The sequence below is a fragment of the Streptomyces sp. NPDC093586 genome (genome assembly GCF_044764905.1).
Lineage (GTDB): Bacteria > Actinomycetota > Actinomycetes > Streptomycetales > Streptomycetaceae > Streptomyces.
Map to the genome: position 1 here is coordinate 67,313 of NZ_JBIWJA010000026.1, position 17,606 is coordinate 84,918.

15 protein-coding genes and 1 pseudogene are annotated in these 17,606 nt (G+C 72.6%); 12 read left to right on the forward strand and 4 right to left on the reverse strand.

The annotated features are described in order from the left end of the window. Positions 1-265 precede the first annotated feature (265 nt). Positions 266-847 (reverse strand): annotated as a pseudogene (locus ACIRFH_RS24915) (TetR/AcrR family transcriptional regulator); the annotation flags it as partial. Positions 848-932: 85 nt separating this feature from the next. Between ACIRFH_RS24915 and ACIRFH_RS24920 the strand changes: the two are divergent. The 6 genes from ACIRFH_RS24920 to gatB all read left to right on the forward strand — a co-directional run bounded on the left by ACIRFH_RS24920 (position 933) and on the right by gatB (position 5,495). Continuing rightward, the gene (locus ACIRFH_RS24920; protein WP_403524782.1) at positions 933-1,304 is read left to right on the forward strand and encodes a DUF4267 domain-containing protein; all 372 of its coding nucleotides are present in this window, start codon (positions 933-935) and stop codon (positions 1,302-1,304) included. Positions 1,305-1,336: 32 nt separating this feature from the next. Then, on the forward strand, positions 1,337-1,855 hold the full coding sequence (locus ACIRFH_RS24925; RefSeq protein WP_403524785.1) for a cupin domain-containing protein: 519 nt from the start codon (positions 1,337-1,339) through the stop codon (positions 1,853-1,855). Positions 1,856-1,936: 81 nt separating this feature from the next. Next, positions 1,937-2,233 (forward strand): Asp-tRNA(Asn)/Glu-tRNA(Gln) amidotransferase subunit GatC, encoded by a 297-nt coding sequence (gatC, locus tag ACIRFH_RS24930; RefSeq protein WP_371214669.1) that lies wholly within the window; start codon positions 1,937-1,939, stop codon positions 2,231-2,233. A gap of 5 nt (positions 2,234-2,238) precedes the next feature. After that, a complete protein-coding gene (gene gatA / locus ACIRFH_RS24935; protein ID WP_403524788.1) occupies positions 2,239-3,732 on the forward strand; it encodes an Asp-tRNA(Asn)/Glu-tRNA(Gln) amidotransferase subunit GatA in 1,494 nt (497 codons plus the stop codon). After that, a complete protein-coding gene (locus tag ACIRFH_RS24940; RefSeq protein ID WP_403524791.1) occupies positions 3,729-3,968 on the forward strand; it encodes a hypothetical protein in 240 nt (79 codons plus the stop codon). Before gatA ends, ACIRFH_RS24940 begins: the two co-directional genes overlap by 4 nt. Positions 3,969-3,983: 15 nt before the next feature. Then, positions 3,984-5,495, forward strand: coding sequence for an Asp-tRNA(Asn)/Glu-tRNA(Gln) amidotransferase subunit GatB (gene gatB, locus ACIRFH_RS24945; protein ID WP_403524794.1), 1,512 nt, complete (start codon positions 3,984-3,986; stop codon positions 5,493-5,495). Between the two features lie 145 nt (positions 5,496-5,640). Here gatB and ACIRFH_RS24950 read toward each other — a convergent pair whose 3' ends face one another. Then, positions 5,641-6,408, reverse strand: coding sequence for an SAM-dependent methyltransferase (locus ACIRFH_RS24950; RefSeq protein WP_403524797.1), 768 nt, complete (start codon positions 6,406-6,408; stop codon positions 5,641-5,643). Positions 6,409-6,658: 250 nt separating this feature from the next. On the opposite strand from ACIRFH_RS24950, the gene ACIRFH_RS24955 reads away from it, so the two are divergent. The 4 genes from ACIRFH_RS24955 to ACIRFH_RS24970 all read left to right on the forward strand — a co-directional run bounded on the left by ACIRFH_RS24955 (position 6,659) and on the right by ACIRFH_RS24970 (position 10,585). Continuing rightward, on the forward strand, positions 6,659-8,905 hold the full coding sequence (locus ACIRFH_RS24955; RefSeq protein ID WP_403524800.1) for an MMPL family transporter: 2,247 nt from the start codon (positions 6,659-6,661) through the stop codon (positions 8,903-8,905). After that, positions 8,883-9,458, forward strand: coding sequence for a GNAT family N-acetyltransferase (locus ACIRFH_RS24960; protein WP_403524803.1), 576 nt, complete (start codon positions 8,883-8,885; stop codon positions 9,456-9,458). Before ACIRFH_RS24955 ends, ACIRFH_RS24960 begins: the two co-directional genes overlap by 23 nt. Positions 9,459-9,493: 35 nt before the next feature. Further along, entirely contained in the window at positions 9,494-10,087 is a 594-nt protein-coding gene (locus ACIRFH_RS24965) for a hypothetical protein (RefSeq protein WP_403524806.1), read from the forward strand. A gap of 282 nt (positions 10,088-10,369) precedes the next feature. Further along, on the forward strand, positions 10,370-10,585 hold the full coding sequence (locus ACIRFH_RS24970; RefSeq protein WP_403524809.1) for a DUF6191 domain-containing protein: 216 nt from the start codon (positions 10,370-10,372) through the stop codon (positions 10,583-10,585). Positions 10,586-10,598: 13 nt separating this feature from the next. Here ACIRFH_RS24970 and ACIRFH_RS24975 read toward each other — a convergent pair whose 3' ends face one another. Both ACIRFH_RS24975 and ACIRFH_RS24980 read right to left on the reverse strand, forming a co-directional pair. Further along, positions 10,599-11,744, reverse strand: a complete 1,146-nt coding sequence (locus ACIRFH_RS24975; RefSeq protein ID WP_403524812.1) for a PQQ-dependent sugar dehydrogenase — start codon at positions 11,742-11,744, stop codon at positions 10,599-10,601. Positions 11,745-11,854: 110 nt separating this feature from the next. Then, on the reverse strand, positions 11,855-12,853 hold the full coding sequence (locus ACIRFH_RS24980) for an aldo/keto reductase (protein WP_403524814.1): 999 nt from the start codon (positions 12,851-12,853) through the stop codon (positions 11,855-11,857). Between the two features lie 75 nt (positions 12,854-12,928). Here ACIRFH_RS24980 and ACIRFH_RS24985 point away from each other — a divergent pair, with 75 nt between their 5' ends. Together ACIRFH_RS24985 and ACIRFH_RS24990 are read left to right on the forward strand one after the other, a co-directional pair. After that, on the forward strand, positions 12,929-13,870 hold the full coding sequence (locus ACIRFH_RS24985; RefSeq protein ID WP_403524817.1) for a 2-hydroxyacid dehydrogenase: 942 nt from the start codon (positions 12,929-12,931) through the stop codon (positions 13,868-13,870). Positions 13,871-14,295: 425 nt separating this feature from the next. Next, positions 14,296-17,391 carry a putative bifunctional diguanylate cyclase/phosphodiesterase gene (locus ACIRFH_RS24990; protein WP_403524820.1) on the forward strand — a complete coding sequence of 1,032 codons (3,096 nt, stop codon included), beginning with the start codon at positions 14,296-14,298 and terminating at the stop codon, positions 17,389-17,391. Positions 17,392-17,606 lie beyond the last annotated feature (215 nt).

Consider the following 17,606-nt stretch of genomic DNA (forward strand, 5'->3'; position numbering starts at 1 on the left):
CCGTCGGCCCCGCGCCGGTCGTGGTGGGGCCTCGGCTCGGTCCGCGGTGCCCCGCGCCGTGAAGTCGCATCCTGCCGACGGGCGTGTCTTCTTCGCGGGAGTCGTCCGCCGTCGGCCCCGCGCCGGTCGTGGTGGGGCCTCGGCTCGGTCCGCGGTGCCCCGCGCCGTGAAGTCGCATCCTGCCGACGGGCGTGTCTTCTTCGCGGAAGTCGTCCGCCGTCGGCCCCGCGCCGGCCGTGGTGGGAACCCGGTTCAGTCCAGGGTGCCCCCCCGCCGCGAAGTGCCCGATCAGCAGGGCCAGCCCGCGGTCGTGGGCCTCCTCCGGCAGCCGGCCGCTGCGCATCAGGGGCACCAGTCCGTGCGGGCGGGCCCAGTACGTCTCGGTGAGCAGCCTCGGGTCGTCGTCCGCCGCCGCGAACGGCTCCACCGCTCTCAGCAGCTCGCCGAACGCCTCCTGGAGGGCCGCCGGGGCCTCGGGCGTGGCGAACGGCAGGTCCCACACCCGGTGCCTGAACATCGCGTCGTAGAGCGCGGGCCGCCGCCGCGCGAAGGCCGTGTACGCCTTCCCGGCCGCCGCCGGCGCCTCGCGCGGGGACGCGGCCGCCGCGGTCGACGCCCGCAGTTCCGCGGCGAACTCCTCGCAGCCCCGCACCGCGACCGCCGCCATGATCGCGCCCTTGCCCTTGAAGTGGCTGGAGAGGACCGGCCGGTTGTACTCGATCTCGACGGCCAGCCGGCGGGTGGTGACCGCGTCCCACCCCTCCGCCTCGGCCGGTTCCCGCGCGGTTGTCGCGATCAGCCGCTCGCGTTCCGCTCGTTCGCGCTCCCGGCGCGTCTGGATCGGCATGACCGGGATTCTAGCGGCGCTAGTCATCCTATCGACGATCTGCTAGCCTCGCTCTTGTCTCTAGCGTTGCTAGCAAGGAGGAGCCGTGACCGTCACCGCGTACACCCTGGCCTTCGTGCTCGACCTGTTCTGCGTGTTCCTCGGCTACCGTTTCCTGTTCCAGCCCGCCGCCGCGGCCGCCGGCTACGGCGTCCCCGCCGAGCCCGGTGGCGACGCCGGCGCCTACCTGACGGTCAAGGGCCTGAGGGACGGCACGTTCGGCCTGGTGGGCCTGGCGCTGCTGGCGTTCGCGGGCGCCCGCGCCGAGGCGTGGTTCATGCTGTGCGTGGCCCTCGTACCGCTCGGCGACACGCTCATAGTGCTGCGCCACGGGGGTGCGAAGGCCGTGGCCTTCGGGATCCACTTCGCCACCGCCGCCGTCGTCCTGATCAGTGCGGGCCTGCTCTTCGCGGTCTGAACCCGTCCCCACCGTCACGAGGGAGTACGAAGATGTCGCTGTTCGTTCCGGAGTTCGACGAGACCGTGATCGTCCGCGAGGCCGGGGCCGAGGTCGTCGGCCGCGCGCCCACCACCGTGCGCCTGCTGGCCGACAGCAGCGCGACCGGCGGTGCCCTGTCCACCCAGCGCGTCACCCTCACGGCGGGCGCCGACGGGGCCAAGCCGCACTGGCACGACAACTCCGCCGAGATGTTCTTCCTGCTCGACGGCGCCGCCGACATCCTCTCGGGCGACGACGTCGTCACCGCCGGCCCCGGCGACCTCGTCGTCGTCCCGCCCGGCAGGCCCCACGCCTTCGCCGCCGTGCCCGGCGCCGACGCCGACCTGCTCATCGTCCTCACGCCGGGCGTCGAACGCTTCGAATACTTCCGTCACCTGCAGCGCATCCGCCTCGGCGAGGTCCCGCCGGAGAGCCTCCTCGACGTCCAGGACCTCTACGACAACCACTTCCTGAGCAGCGAGACCTGGGACGCGCGGCGCCGGGGAACGACGCCGGGGCAAACCGTTTAACGGCCACGCGGCCCGGCCCCATAGGATTGGGCCCGAACCGATCGGCCCGAAACACACGCACTCACCCCAGAGGAACGCTGCATGCCTGGCATCACGCGCGAGGAGGTCGCCCACCTCGCCCGGCTGGCGCGTCTGGAGCTGAAGCCCGAAGAGCTCGAGCACTTCGCGGGACAGCTGGACGACATCATCGGCGCGGTCGCCCGCGTCGGCGAGGTCGCCGACCAAGACGTACCGCCGACCTCTCACCCGCTCCCGCTGACGAACGTCATGCGCGCGGACGAGGTCCGTCCGTCGCTCACGCCCGAGCAGGCGCTCTCCGGCGCCCCGGCCCAGGAGCAGCAGCGTTTCAAGGTGCCGCAGATCCTGGGGGAGGAGTAACCGCCATGAGCGACATCATCAAGCTCACCGCGGCCGAGATCGCCGCGAAGATCGCCTCCGGCGAGCTGACCGCGGTCGAGGTCACCGAGGCCCACCTGGCCCGCATCGAGGCCGTCGACGAGAAGGTGCACGCCTTCCTGCACGTCGACCGCGAGGGCGCGCTCGCCCAGGCCCGTGCCGTGGACGAGAAGCGGGCGCGCGGCGAGAAGCTCGGCCCGCTGGCCGGCGTCCCGCTCGCGCTCAAGGACATCTTCACCACCGAGGGCGTGCCCACGACCGTCGGTTCGAAGATGCTCGAGGGCTGGATCCCGCCGTACGACGCGACGGTCACCAAGCGCCTCAAGGCCGCCGACGTCGTCATCCTCGGCAAGACCAACATGGACGAGTTCGCCATGGGGTCCTCCACCGAGAACAGCGCCTACGGCCCGACCGGCAACCCCTGGGACCTCACCAAGATCCCCGGCGGCTCCGGCGGCGGCTCCTCCGCGGCCCTCGCCGCCTTCCAGGCCCCGCTCGCGATCGGCACCGACACCGGCGGCTCCATCCGCCAGCCCGCGGCCGTCACCGGCACGGTCGGCGTCAAGCCGACCTACGGCGCGGTCTCCCGCTACGGCATGGTGGCCTTCTCCTCCTCCCTCGACCAGGGCGGCCCCTGCGCCCGCACGGTCCTGGACGCGGCCCTGCTGCACGAGGTGATCGCCGGGCACGATCCGATGGACTCCACGTCCATCGACGCCCCGGTCCCGCCGGTCGTCGAGGCCGCCCGCAACGGCAGCGTCGCCGGCATGCGCGTCGGCGTCGTCAAGCAGTTCCGCGGCGAGGGCTACCAGGCCGGCGTCATCCAGCGCTTCGACGAGTCCGTCGAGCTGCTGAAGGAGCTGGGCGCCGAGATCGTCGAGCTGGACTGCCCGTCCTTCGACCTCGCCCTGTCGGCGTACTACCTGATCGCCCCCTCGGAGTGCTCCTCCAACCTCGCCCGCTTCGACGGCCTGCGCTACGGCCTGCGGACCGGCGACGACGGCACGCGCTCCGCCGAGGAGGTCACCTCCCTGACCCGCGAGGCCGGCTTCGGCCCCGAGGTCAAGCGCCGCATCATGCTCGGCACGTACGCGCTCAGCTCCGGCTACTACGACGCGTACTACGGCAGCGCCCAGAAGGTCCGCACCCTCATCACGCGGGACTTCGAGAAGGCGTTCGAGCAGGTCGACGTGATCGTCTCCCCGACGACCCCGACCACCGCCTTCGCGATCGGCGAGCGCGCCGACGACCCGATGGCGATGTACCTGGCCGACCTGTGCACCATCCCCACCAACCTGGCGGGCAACGCGGCCATGTCGCTGCCCTGCGGCCTCGCCCCCGAGGACGGCCTGCCGGTGGGCCTGCAGATCATCGCCCCCGCCCTGAAGGACGACCGGCTCTACAAGGTCGGAGCGGCCGTCGAGGCCGCCTTCGTGGAAAAGTGGGGCCACCCGCTGATCGAGGAGGCACCGTCGCTGTGAGCGCACTGTCCAAGGCCAAGGGCTTCAAGAGTTCCAAGTCCGGTCTGTACGTCTCGATGGCCACCTCGGCGTTCGGCGCCGTCGGTGTCTACAAGCAGATCAAGAAGGCGCGTGGCGAGAACGACACGCTGCGACTGCTCGACGCCGTCCTGACCGGCGCCGCGGTCGTCACCAACCTCGCCATCCTGTACCGCGAGCTGAAGCGGCTGGGCGACGACGACGTCCTGCTGGGCTGAGAGGGAAGTTTCACCGTGACCACCACGACCGACCTGGTGTCGTACGAGGACGCACTCGCCTCGTACGACCCCGTCATGGGCCTCGAGGTCCATGTCGAACTCGGCACCAAGACCAAGATGTTCTGCGGCTGTTCGACGGCGCTCGGCGCCGACCCGAACACCCAGACCTGCCCGGTCTGCCTCGGCATGCCCGGCGCGCTCCCGGTCGTCAACGCGACCGGCGTCGAGTCCGCGATCAAGATCGGCCTCGCGCTGAACTGCGAGATCGCCGAGTGGTGCCGCTTCGCCCGGAAGAACTACTTCTATCCGGACATGCCGAAGAACTTCCAGACCTCCCAGTACGACGAGCCGATCGCCTTCGACGGCTACCTCGACGTGCAGCTGGAGGACGGCGAGACCTTCCGCGTCCAGATCGAGCGCGCCCACATGGAGGAGGACACCGGCAAGTCGACGCACGTCGGCGGCGCCACCGGCCGTATCCACGGCGCGTCCCACTCCCTGCTGGACTACAACCGCGCCGGCATCCCGCTCATCGAGATCGTCACCAAGCCGATCGAGGGCGCGGGGGAGCGTGCGCCGGAGGTCGCGCGGGCGTACGTCCGCGAGCTGCGCGAGGTCATCCGCGCGCTCGGCGTGTCCGAGGCCCGGATGGAGATGGGCCAGATGCGCTGCGACGTGAACCTGTCGCTGCGTCCGCACGGCACCGAGAAGTTCGGCACCCGCTCCGAGACCAAGAACGTGAACTCGCTGCGGTCCGTGGAGCGCGCGGCCCGTTTCGAGATCCAGCGGCACGCGGCGGTGCTCTCCTCCGGCGGCACGATCGTCCAGGAGACCCGCCACTTCCACGAGGACACCGGGTCCACGACCTCGGGCCGCGTGAAGGAGGAGGCCGAGGACTACCGGTACTTCCCGGAGCCCGACCTGGTGCCGGTCGCCCCGTCCCGCGAGTGGGTCGAGGAGATCCGCTCCGCCCTGCCCGAGCTGCCGCTGGTGCGCCGCAACCGGCTCCGCGAGGAGTGGGGCGTCTCCGGCACCGACATGCAGGCCATCCTCAACGCCGGCGCGCTGGACCTGATCGTCGCCACGATCGACGCCGGCGCCGACGCGGCCTCCGCCCGCAAGTGGTGGATGGGCGAGCTGGCCCGCAGCGCCAACGAGTCCCAGAAGTCGCTGGACGAGCTGGCGATCACGCCGCAGGAGGTGGCCCGGGTCACCGAGCTGGTCGCCAAGGGCGACCTGAACGACAAGCTGGCCCGCCAGGTCATCGAGGGCGTCCTCGCCGGTGAGGGCACGCCGGACGAGGTCGTCGACAAGCGCGGCCTGAAGGTCGTCTCCGACGAGGGCGCGCTGACCGCCGCCGTCGACGAGGCCATCGCCGGCAACCCGGGCGTCGCCGACAAGATCCGCGGCGGCAAGGTGGCCGCGGCCGGCGCCCTGGTCGGCGCGGTCATGAAGGCGACCCGGGGTCAGGCGGACGCGGCCCGCGTCAAGGAGCTGATCCTCCAGAAGCTGGGCGTCGAGGGCTGACGCCGGTTCTCACCACCTCGGGGGGTGCACCGATCACGGTGCACCCCCCTCGGTGCGTCCTGCCGCACGGCCCGCCGCGTCAGGCCACCCGGCACGGCGTCCACACCGCCCGGTACGCCGCGTCACGCCGTACGGGCACGCCGCGTCACGCCGTGCGGCGCCCCACGACCCGGGCGAAGCCCAGCGCGCGGCCCTCGTCGGCGCGCAGCAGCTCCACCGAGTCGCGTGCCATCCCCGCCATGAACTCGCTCGGGCTCTCCTTCGCGCACACCTCGCTCCACCGCAGCCAGTCCCGCCAGCCGTCCGGCTGCCAGTCGGCGGCCTCGACCCGCACGACGCCGCTGCGCGTCCAGTGCCGCCGCCACCAGGCGGGGGAGTGGAACGCCCAGAAGCCCGGATCCCAGTGCGCCTTCAGATGCTCCGGCGGCTCCACGCCCTCCGGCTCCTGCCGCAGCGCCGGTACGACGACGCCGATCCGCCCCCCGGGCTTCAGCAGCCGGGTGAGCGTGGGCAGGTACAGGTCACCGGTGCCGAAGTACTGATAGGCGTCGATGCTGACGACCGCGTCGAACGTGCCCTCGCCGAAGGGCAGGTCGTGCGCCTCGGCGTGCACCGGCAGCACCCGGTCAGCGACGCCCGCCTCGGCGATGCGCCGCGCGTTCTCGTCGGGCCGGATCCACAGGTCGGCGGCGGTGACCTGAAGGCCGTACTCCCGGGCCAGGAAGACCGAGGTGAGCGCCCGCCCGCAGCCCAGGTCCAGGACCCGGGCGCCGGGCGGCAGGTCGTCGAGGCCGAGGGCCGGGGCCAGCCACTCCAGCAGCCACAGCGGATGCGGGCCCATCTGGTGCGCGACGATCCAGCGCGTGTCGTAGCGGTTGCTGCGCGGATACGCGGGGTGCGTGAGGTCGGACATGAACAGTCATGCTGAGTGGTGGGCGGCGCGGCGCGCACTTGTTTTTCCGCCCGTACGGCCCGGCGGAGTTCACCTGATCGCCCGGCGGCGCGTCTCCCAGTGTTGTGAATAAGACCACGAAGTACGCAAATGATCATGTCTGACTGCAAGAGTGGTTTCGCATTACTCATGCGTTCTTTGCGGGCTGTTCACACTATGAACGACTGTTCCCGGACAAAGATCCACAATCAGACACCTGGGAGCACGTTTCGTGGCAGCCCTCGCACGCTGGTGTGTCCACCGCCGCCTCGTAGCCGTTCTGCTCTGGCTCCTCGCCCTCGGCGGGGTCGCCACGGCCGCGGTCGTCACCGGTTCCGCGTACTCGAACGACTACGGCGTCCCCGGTACCGGCTCCGACCGTGCCTCCCGGCTGCTCGCCTCGGGCTTCCCCGGCCGCGGCGGCGACAGCGACACGATCGTCTGGCACACCACGTCCGGCACGGTCCGCGCGGCCGACGTCGAACAGACCATGACCCGCACCCTGGACCGCATCGCGGAGCTGCCCGGGGTGGCCTCGGTGACCAACCCGTACGACGACCCCGACTCGGACCTGATCAGCGAGAACGACCGCACGGCGTACGCCACGGTCACCTTCGCAGCCGAGGCCCAGGACGTCGACGCGGCCCAGGCGCGCGCGGTCGTCGACACCGCCAGGGCCGCCGGGACCGACGGACTCCAGGTCGAACTGGGCGGCAGCGTCGTCGCGCTCACCGAATCCACCGGCGGCCACCTCGCCGAGGCCGTCGGCGTGGCCGTCGCCGCGGTCGTGCTGTTCCTCGCCTTCGGCTCCCTCGCCGCCTCCCTGCTGCCCATCGCCACGGCACTGGTCTCCGTCGGCACCGCCTACGCGGGCATCACCCTGCTCGGCCACGTCATGACCGTCGCCGACTTCGCACCCATGCTGGGCACCCTCATCGGACTCGGCGTGGGCATCGACTACGCGCTGTTCATCGTCACCCGGCACCGGCGCGGACTGAAACGGGGCCTGTCCGTCACCGAGGCCGCCGCCGGCGCCGTCGCGACCACGGGACGCGCGGTCGTCTTCGCGGGTGCCACCGTGTGCATCGCCCTGCTCGGCATGCTGATCCTCCGGCTCAGCTTCCTCAACGGCGTGGCCGTCGCCGCCGCGCTGACCGTCGTGCTCACCGTCGCCGCCTCCGTGACGCTGCTGCCGGCCCTGCTGTCGTACATCGGCCCACGCGCCCTGAGCCGCCGCGAGCGGCGCAGACTCGCCGAGCACGGACCCGAGCCCGAGCTGCCGACCGGGCTCGCCGCCCGCTGGTCGGCGTTCGTCGAGCACCACCCCAAGCTGCTCGGCGCCCTCGCCCTCGTCGTCGTCACGGTCCTCGCCCTGCCCACCCTCGGACTGCGCCTGGGCACCTCCGACCAGGGCAACGACCCCCGGGGCACGACCACCCGCCAGGCCTACGACCTGCTCGCCGAGGGTTTCGGACCCGGCGTGAACGGACCCCTCACCCTGGTCACCAAGGTGAGCGGCGCCGAGGACCGGCTCGCCCTGGACGGCCTGGACGCCTCCCTGCGCACCACCGAGGGGATCTCCTCGGTGACGCCGGTGACGTACAACTCCGGCGGCGACACCGCGTACCTCGCCGTCGTACCCGAGTCGGCGCCGCAGTCCCGGAGGACCAGCGACCTCGTCGAGCGGCTGCGCTCCGAGGTGCTGCCGCGCGCCGAGACCGGCACCTCGCTCGACGTGCACGTCGGCGGGGTGACGGCGGGCTACGACGACTTCGCCCGGGTCATCGTCGGCAAGCTCCCCCTGTTCGTCGGCGTCGTCGTCGGCCTGGGCTGCCTGCTGCTCCTGCTGGCCTTCCGCTCCATCGGTATCCCGGTCAAGGCCGCGGCGATGAACGTCGCCGCCGTCGCCGCCTCCTTCGGGATCGTCGTCGCGATCTTCCAGTGGGGCTGGGGCAGCGAACTGCTCGGCCTCGGCAGCGCGGGCCCGATCGAGCCCTTCCTTCCCGTGATCATGGTCTCGGTGCTGTTCGGGCTCTCCATGGACTACCAGGTCTTCCTGGTCAGCCGGATGTACGAGGAGTGGCTGGAGACCGGCGACAACCGCCGTGCCGTCCGCGTCGGCCTCGCCGAGACCAGCCGGGTGATCAACTCCGCCGCGGTGATCATGATCTCGGTGTTCCTCGCCTTCGTGCTCAGCGGCGACCGGGTGATCGCCATGTTCGGCATCGCCCTCGCCGCCGCCGTCGCCCTGGACGCCTTCGTCCTCCGCACGCTCCTGGTGCCCGCGCTGATGCACCTGCTCGGCCGGGCCAACTGGTGGCTGCCGCGCCGATTGGACGCCTGGCTGCCCCGCCTCAGCATCGAACCGCCCGAGTGTCGTGCCGCCCATGAGAGGCTGGCCGCGGCGACGGACGCCGAGGTGGCGGACGTCCTTGCGAAGGAGGAGCGACAGCGGGATGTACGCGATACCACTGGGTGACGACGGAGCCGAACTGCGCCCCCTGGAGACCTGGCACGCCGAGGAGTTCCTGGCCCACCTGGACCGGGGCCGGGACTTCATCACCCGGCACATCCCCTTCGGCGCCAAGGTCACCGACGTCGGCTCCGCCCGGGCCCTGCTCCAGTCCTACGCCGACCGGCACGCCGCCGACAGCGGCTTCCTGCACGGGCTGTGGCTGGACGGCAGGCTCGTCGGCGGACTGCTCTTCCGGGTCTTCGACGCGGCCACCGGCGTCTGCGAGATCGGCTGCTGGCTGGAGCCCGCCGGAACGGGCCGGGGCCTGGTCACCCGCGGCGCCCGCGTCCTGATCGACTGGGCCTTCGACGAGCGCGGCATGCACCGCGTGGAGTGGCACGCGTCGTCCGCGAACACCCCCAGTGTCGACGCCGCCCGGCGGCTCGGCATGACGCGGGAGGGCGTACTGCGCGAGAGCTTCCCCTACCGTGGCACCCGCCAGGACATGGAGGTGTGGGCCGTGCTGGCGCCCGAGTGGCGTGCGGCACGCGCGCGCGGCGCTCACAACGATCATTAAGGGACCTCTCAGAGAGCGTCCGTACGGTGCGAGGCATGGGAACGAAGACAGAGGACGAGACCGCCGGCCGGACCGACCGGGACAAGGCGGACGAGGTGGCGAAGAACGAGGCCACCGAGAACACGGCCGTGGACGGTGACACCGCGGTCGACGGCCCCGCGGCGGGCGAGACCGGCACCGATGCCGAGACCGGCCTCGGTGCCACCAAGGCCGGTGCCGCCGAGAAGGACGGCCCGACCGGTGTCGGCCAGGGCGCCGGCGCCGTCGTCTCCGCCGGGCTCGGCCTCGTCTCGCTGACCGGAGGCTGGGTCGGCACCGTGGCCTCCGCCCGCGAGTCGCTGATCGGCCAGCTGCAGACCTCGTCGTCCTCCGACGTCGCCACGCTCATCGAGAAGGGCTACGGCAACGCCTGGCACGCCACCGCGCTGTGGGGCGGCCTGTTCGCCCTGGTCGCGCTGCTCGTCGGCGTCGTGGTGCTGGCCCGGCCCGCCTTCGGCGCCCCCGGCAGGCCGCAGGCGCCGTGGATCAAGTCGGTCGCCTGGGCGGGCGTCGCGCTCGGCGTCATCGGGCTGCTCCTGGCCGTCCTCAAGTACACGGACGTCCTGCTGGGGCTGCCGACCGCCGGCTGACCGGACCCTTCGAGGGGTCTTGGGGCGTCGGCGCGCCGGGGGTGCGCCGACGCCCCAAGACCCCTCATCCGTGTCCAAGGCCCCTTCCGGACCCCGGAGACACGCAACTCACCCGAGACCGCCGGCGGCCACGACCCCCGTGTCCTGGCCGGACCCGGCGTCCCGGCCGCGGCGAGGCGGCGGCGCCGGCCGGTGTGCCGGCGCCGTTCCGGGCCGGGACGCCCACGGCCCGTCCGGCCGGCTGAGGCATACGCTGGAAGGACGCCGATCGAGGGAGCCCGCGTGTTCAACGCTTTCGAGGACCTGTTCGCCCCCGGCCGCAAGCACACCCGCGACGAGCAGAACCGGCTGGAACTGACCCGGGAGGACGTCGGCGACACGGACCCGGGTCACGGCCCGATAGACCTCGCGTCGGGCAAGGTCGTCGTCCACCCGGCGAGCCCGGGGGAGCCGGAGGCCGGACCGGAGGGACCGGAGGCACCCGCCGGGGACGCGTGACCACAGGCCCGCCCTACGTCACCTTCAGCTCCAGAATCCGGTCGTCCCCGTCCTTCGGGTCGCCCCGGCCGTCCGTGTCGCTCGTGACGAGCCACAGCTTGTCGCCGCCCGCCGCGACCACCGTGCGCAGCCGGCCGTACTCGCCCTGAAGGAACGCCTGCGGGTCGGCCGAGGTCCCCGTGCCCTTCAGCGGGACGCGCCACAGCCGCTCGCCGCGCAGGCCCGCCATCCAGACGCAGCCCTCGGCGTAGGCGATGCCGCTGGGTGAGGCCTCGTCGGTGCGCCACTGGGCCACCGGGTTGTGGAAGGCGGGATCGTCGGACCTGCCCTCCGCCCTCGGCCAGCCGTAGTCGTCCCCCGGCTTGATCGCGTTCAGCTCGTCCCAGGTCTCCTGCCCGAACTCCGAGGCGAACAGCCGCTGCCTGGCGTCCCAGGCCAGCCCCTGCACATTGCGGTGCCCGTACGAGTACACCGGGGAGTCCGGGAACGGGTTCCCGGCCGCCGGCTCGCCCTCCGGCGTCATGCGCAGGATCTTGCCGCCGAGGGACTCCTTGTCCTGCGACAGGCCCCGCTCACCGCTCTCGCCCGTACCCGCGTACAGCATCCCGTCCGGCCCGAACGCGATCCGGCCGCCGTTGTGGATGACGCCCTTGGGGATGCCCTTGAACACCGTGTCCGGGGCGCCCAGCTGTTCTCCCGGCGGCTTCTTCGCGTCGTAGAGCATGCGCACGATGCGGTTGTCCGAGGCGGAGGTGAAGTACGCGTAGACCATGTGGTCCGACGCGTAGCCGGGGGAGAGGGCGATGCCCAGGAGGCCGCCCTCCCCGGCCGGTGACACCCCGGGCACCTCACCGAGCTCCGTCTTCCGGCCCGTCCTCTCGTCGACCCGCGTGATCGTGGCCTCGTCGCGCGAGGAGACCAGCAGGCCGCCGTCCGGCAGCGGGGCCAGACCCCACGGGCTCTTCAGCCCCGTGGCGACGGTGCGGACCACCTTCACGGAGCCCTTCGCGGGCGGTGTCTCCTCGGCGGCCGGGCCGGGGGGCGACGACCCCGCCGCCGTACCGCTGGAGGAGGCGCTCCCGCCCGCAGCCGGCGGCCCCGCGTCGTCGGAGGAACAGCCGGCCGTCAGCAGCAGGGCGGCGGCCAGCACGGCCGTCATGGATCGACATCGCACGATCAAGGTCCCTTCGACGCGGCGGGTTCCCCCTGTCATACCCTGCCGGGCGCCTCCAGGTGCCCGGTCCCCGGATCCCGGACCCGGGGACCACCTCAGTCCCACGAGCCCTGCGCCGCCGGCAGGTCGCGGATCTCCGCCAGGTCCGCCCCGGTCAGCCGCAGCGCGGCAGCCCCCGCGTTCTGCGTCACCCAGCGCTCCTGCTTGGTGCCCGGCACCGGCACCACGTGCCGCCCCTGCGCCAGCACCCAGGCCAGCGCCACCTGCGCCGGCGTGACGTCGTCGCCGTGCCGGGCCGCGATCCGGCGCAGTCCGGCCACGATCGGCTGGTTGGCGGCCATCATCTCGGCGGTGAAACGGGGGTGCCGGGCGCGCAGGTCCTCCGGCTCGAAGCCCTGCCCGGGGGTCAGCGTGCCGGTCAGGAAGCCGTTGCCGAGCGGCATCGCGGCGAGGAAACCGACGCCCCTGCTCTCGCACCACGGCAGCAGCGTCCGCAGTGCCTCCGGCGACCACACCGACAGCTCGGCCTGCACGGCGCTCACCGGGAACACCTGCTGCACCCGCTCCAGTTGCCGCACCGTCGCGTCGTGCAGCCGGGATCCCGGCCGCCGGGCCGACCGGGCACCGACCGCGCAGAGTCCGAGCGCCCGCACCTTCCCCGCCCGCACCAGCTCCGCCATCGCGCCCCAGGTCTCCTCGACGGGCACCTCCGGGTCGGCGCGGTGCAGTTGGTAGAGGTCGATGACGTCCGTCTGCAGCCGGCGCAGGGAGGCGTCGCAGGCGCGCCTCACATAACCGGGACGGCCGTTGGCCACGATGTGCTGGTCACCGACGAGCAGTCCGACCTTCGTCGACACGAAGGCGTCCGAGCGCCGCTCCTTCACCACCCGCCCCAGCAGCAGCTCGTTGGTGAACGGGCCGTACATGTCCGCCGTGTCCAGCAGGGAGACGCCCAGATCGAGGGCCCGGTGCACCGCCCTGACCGACTCGTCGCCCCGCTGCCGGGACGCGCTGTACGCCCAGTTCATCGGCATGCACCCCAGTCCGACGGCCCCCACCGAGAGTGCCGTCGCGCCGATCGTCCTGCGCTCCACCTGGTCGTGACCCTCCCTCGTCAGGCCACCCAACCTAACCTCTGCCGTTCCACGGCCCTGACATAGCCTCCTGACATGACTGCTGACGTGTGGCTGCCCATCCCGCCGGACGAGATCGAAGGCCTCCCCGAGGGCCCCGCCTACCGTTACTGGAACGGCGAGGAGGACTTCCCCGCCGACCCGGCCGACTGCGCGTACTACGTCGTCCCCTACATGAAGCCCAGCGGTGTCGGGACCCGCCCGCTGGCGCACATGCGGTCCGTCCAGGTCGTCCAGACGCTCTCCGCCGGCATCGACCACGTGGAGCCGGCACTCGGCGACCTGCCCGCGGGCGTGCGGCTGTGCAACGCCCGCGGTGTCCACGAGGCCAGCACCGCCGAGCTGACCCTGACCCTGATCCTGGCGTCGCTGCGCGGTGTCCCCGACTTCGTGCGGGCGCAGGACCGCGGCGAGTGGCTCGGCGGCTTCCGGCCGGCGCTCGCCGACCGGAACGTGCTCGTCGTCGGATACGGGTCGATCGGCGCCGCGATCGAGGACCGGCTCGTGCCGTTCGAGGTCGCGCGGGTGGCGCGCGTCGCGCGCTCCGCGCGCACCACGGCGCGCGGTCCGGTGCATCCGCTCACCGAACTGCCCGCCCTGCTCCCGGAGGCGGACGTCGTCATCCTCTCCACGCCGCTCACCGAGGCGACCCGCTCCCTCGTGAACGCGGACTTCCTGGCCCGGATGAAGGACGGGGCCCTGCTCGTCAACGTGGCGCGCGGTCCCGTCGTCGACACCAAGGCGCTGCTCGCCGAACTGGAGAGCGGGCGCCTCACCGCCGCCCTCGACGTCACCGACCCCGAACCGCTGCCGCCGGGCCACCCCCTGTGGCACGCTCCGGGCGTGCTCGTCAGCCCGCACGCCGGCGGGCCGACGTCCGCCTTCCTGCCGCGCGCCAAGCGGCTGCTGGTGGACCAGTTGACCCGGTTCGCGAACCGGGAGCCGCTGCGGAACGTGATCCTGACGACGGGCGGGTAATCCGTTTCGGGTACCCTCCGCAACCTCCCGGGCGCGGTGGGTACCCGCATACTCCCTGGTCGTCACGGAGCGTAGAGAAGCTATGTCCCTGAGTGACGAGACTGGTGTATCGTCCGACAGGGGACGCGCCGCGCACCGTTCGGCGCCGGGGACGGACGACTCAGACTGTGAGGGGGGCGACGGGCGATGCACGGCCTATGGACGAACGACCCGACGTGGCGGAGCCGCCGCCGGCGACCCTGGCGCACGGCCGCGCACCGGCGGGGCCGGCCCGGCCACCACGGCGGCCATCACGGTCAGCACGGTCATCACCAGCGACGTCAGAGCAGCCGCAGGAAGCAGGCGTTCCCGGCGCTCCCGACGTCCCCGGCACACGCGGCGCCCCCGGGCCCACGGGACGCGGCGACGCGGACCTGGAGGTCCCGGTGAGTCCGCCCACGTCCGTACCCACGCTGGACGGAGCACCGCGGGCGCATCCCGCGCCCGGACCCCCGCCGTCCGCACCGGCGCCGGCCGTCGGCCGGCCGGCTCTGGTCCACCAGCTCGCCCTGGCCGTGGTCTGCGCGGGATACGCCATCGGTTCCGCGTTCGGCTGGGGTTCCCGGTACGTCGCCACGATCATGGGCGACTTCGGGCTGAGCGCCGCCGCCGGCGTCGCCGCCGTCTCCTGTTTCCTCTACGCCCGCGGCAACCGGGTCGGCTTCCGGTCCGCCTGGCTCCTGTTCGCCCTCTCCTCGGTGATGGCGGCCCTGGGCAATCTGGTCTGGGGGTGGTACGAGGTCGTCCTGCGGCAGTCGGTGCCGAGCCCCAGCTATGCCGACCTGTTCTTCCTGTGCTTCGCCCCGCCCGCCATCGTGGGACTGCTGGTGCTGGCCAAACGCCCGGTCAGCAAGGCGGGTTGGATCTGCCTCGGCCTGGACGCCTGGCTGATCGGCGGTTCGCTGCTGACCCTGGCCTGGAGCCTGGCCCTCGCCCAGGCGGCCAAGGCCGAGGGCGGCTCCAGCGTGGCGCGCGCCGCGCTCTCGGTGGCGTACCCGCTGCTCGACATCGCCCTGATCAGCATGGTGCTCGCGCTGCACTTCAGGCGCTCGCCCGTGGGACGGTCCACGGTCAACACCGCCATCGGCGCGCTCGCCCTGACGGTGCTGAGCGACGCCCTGTTCACCTCGCCGCTGCTGCGCAACAACTACCACTCCGGCCAGTTGCTCGACGCCGGCTGGTTCGCGGGGTCGCTGCTGCTGGCGTACGCCCCCTGGGCCACGTCGTGGCGGGGACGGCCACAGGGCGAGGACGGGACCGGCGGGCACACGCGCGTGGTCCACGAGCACGTGCCGGGCCGGCGCGCCGCGGACCCCCGCCCGGCGCCCGTCTCCCCACCCCCCTCCCCGCCCGCGTCCGCGCCGGGCGACGAGCTGAGCCGCTATCCGGCCGCCCGGCCCATCGCCGGATCCCTGGCCGCGCTCACGCCCTACCTCGCCGCCGCGGTCTGCACCCTGGGCATCCTCTACAACGTCCTCAACGGCCGCAGCGTCGACCGCGTGGTGCTCCTGACCTGCGGCACGGTGGTGCTCGCGCTCGTCGTACGCCAGGGCATCATGCTGCTCGACAACATCACCCTCGCCCAGGAACTGGCCCAGAAGGAGAACCACTTCCGCTCCCTGGTGCAGGGCTCCAGCGACGTCATCATGATCGCCGCGCCCAACGGTGTCCTCCGCTACGTCTCCCCGGCCGCCGCCGGGGTCTACGGCCGCCCGGCGGAGGACCTCGTCGGCAGCGAACTGGCGGGACTGATCCACCCGGAGGACCTCGGCTGCGTGGTGCACGAGGTGCGCCGCTTCCTCGCCGCCGACCCGGTCGAGGAACCCACCACGCGCATCGAGTGCCGCTTCAGGTCCGGAGGCGGTGGCTGGCTCAACGTCGAATCGACCGTCAACCGGCACCACGGGGGCCTCATCTTCAACAGCCGTGACGTGACCGAGAGAGTGCGCCTCCAGGCGCAGCTCCAGCACAACGCCGAGCACGACCCGCTCACCGACCTGCCCAACCGGGCCCTGTTCACCCGACGCGTCCAGCAGGCCCTGTCCGGCCGCCGCGCCTCGGACCGGGGCGCCGCCCTGCGCGGGACGGCGGTGCTCTTCATCGACCTCGACGGATTCAAGGCGGTCAACGACACCATCGGGCACCAGGCCGGGGACGAACTCCTCGTCCAGGCCGCCCGCAGACTCCAGGAAGCCGTCCGCAAGGGCGACACCGCCGCCCGACTGGGCGGTGACGAGTTCGCCGCCCTGATCGCCGGGGACGGCACCCGTGACCGGACCGCGCGCGAGGGACACATCCTGGAGCTCGCCGACCGCCTCAGGGCGACGCTCTCGCAGCCCTACCTCATCGACGGCAACGACGTCCGCGTCAACGCCTCCATCGGTGTCGCGTTCGCCGAACCGGGCCTCGGCGCGGGCGAGTTGCTGCGCAACGCCGACCTCGCCATGTACCGCGCCAAGGCGGGCGGCAAGGGGCGCGTCGAGCTGTACAGACCGCAGATGCAGCAGGACGTCGTACGCAAGGCCGAGCTGGCCGGCCGGCTGCGGGCCGCGCTGCACGACGGCGAGTTCGCGCTGCTGCACCAGCCGGTGGCGTCCCTGACGGACGGCCGGATCACGGCCGTGTGCGCCCAGCCGCGCTGGCGCTCGTCCCAGGGCGTGCTGTTCACCCCCGCCGACTTCCTGCGGGTGACCGAGGACGGCGACAAGACCGCCGAGCTGGACCGGTGGGTGCTCCAGGAGGCCGTCGAGCAGGCCGCGCAGCGGGCGGCGGCCGGCCTGTCGGTGCCCGTGGTCGTGAGGATCGGCGCCCGGCGGCTGCTCGACCGCTCCATGCCGCTGGGCTCCGTGGAGGCCCTGCTGACCCGGCACGGGCTGCCGCCGGGCTCCCTGGTGATCGAGCTGTCCGACATCGACCCCCGGGTCGCCCTGGACGAGCTGGAGCGCCGGCTGAACGCGCTGCGTCGGGTCGGCGTCCGGATCACGCTCGACGGCTTCGGCAGCGGCCACGCGGCGATCACCGCTCTCAGGCGGCTGCCCGTCGACGTCCTCAAGCTGGACCGGAGCCTGGTCGAGGGCGTCGTCGAGTCCGCGCGGCTGCACAAGATCACCAGTGGGCTGCTCCGCATCGCCACCGACCTCGGACTCACGTCCGTGGCCGACGGAGTGGACCTGCCCGAACAGATCGTCGCCCTGCGGGCGATGGGTTGCACGCACGGGCAGGGGATGGCCTTCTCCGGGCCGTTGGACGAGCACCGGCTGCGCAGGGCGCTCGGCGCCGGCCGGTACCCGGTGCCGCACGGACCGGCCGAACCGGCGTTCGCGGGCGGCGGTGCGGGGGTGTACACCCACACCGTCGGCGCGGGCGTCGGCAACGCTCCCGCCGGTCAGGTCGTCGGCGGCGTCGGCTCCGGGCTGCCGGCCGTCCTGGGAGGTGGCACGGCCCTCCGCTCACATAATGAGACGCCCGTCCCACCCACTTGACAGTGGGTGCGTGCCGGGGAGAGGGTCAGTGCCATGCGCACCCGAATTCTCGTACTTGGACAGCGCGTCGGCTGAAGCTGGTGACGTCCGGACCGACCCGGACTCCCAGCGATCCACACCCGACGCGCTCCCCTCGCTTGCCTTATGGCACGAGGGGTTTTTTGTTGCACAGGCACCTGCCGAGCAGCAGCCGCAGATCGCCCGACCCTCGCAAA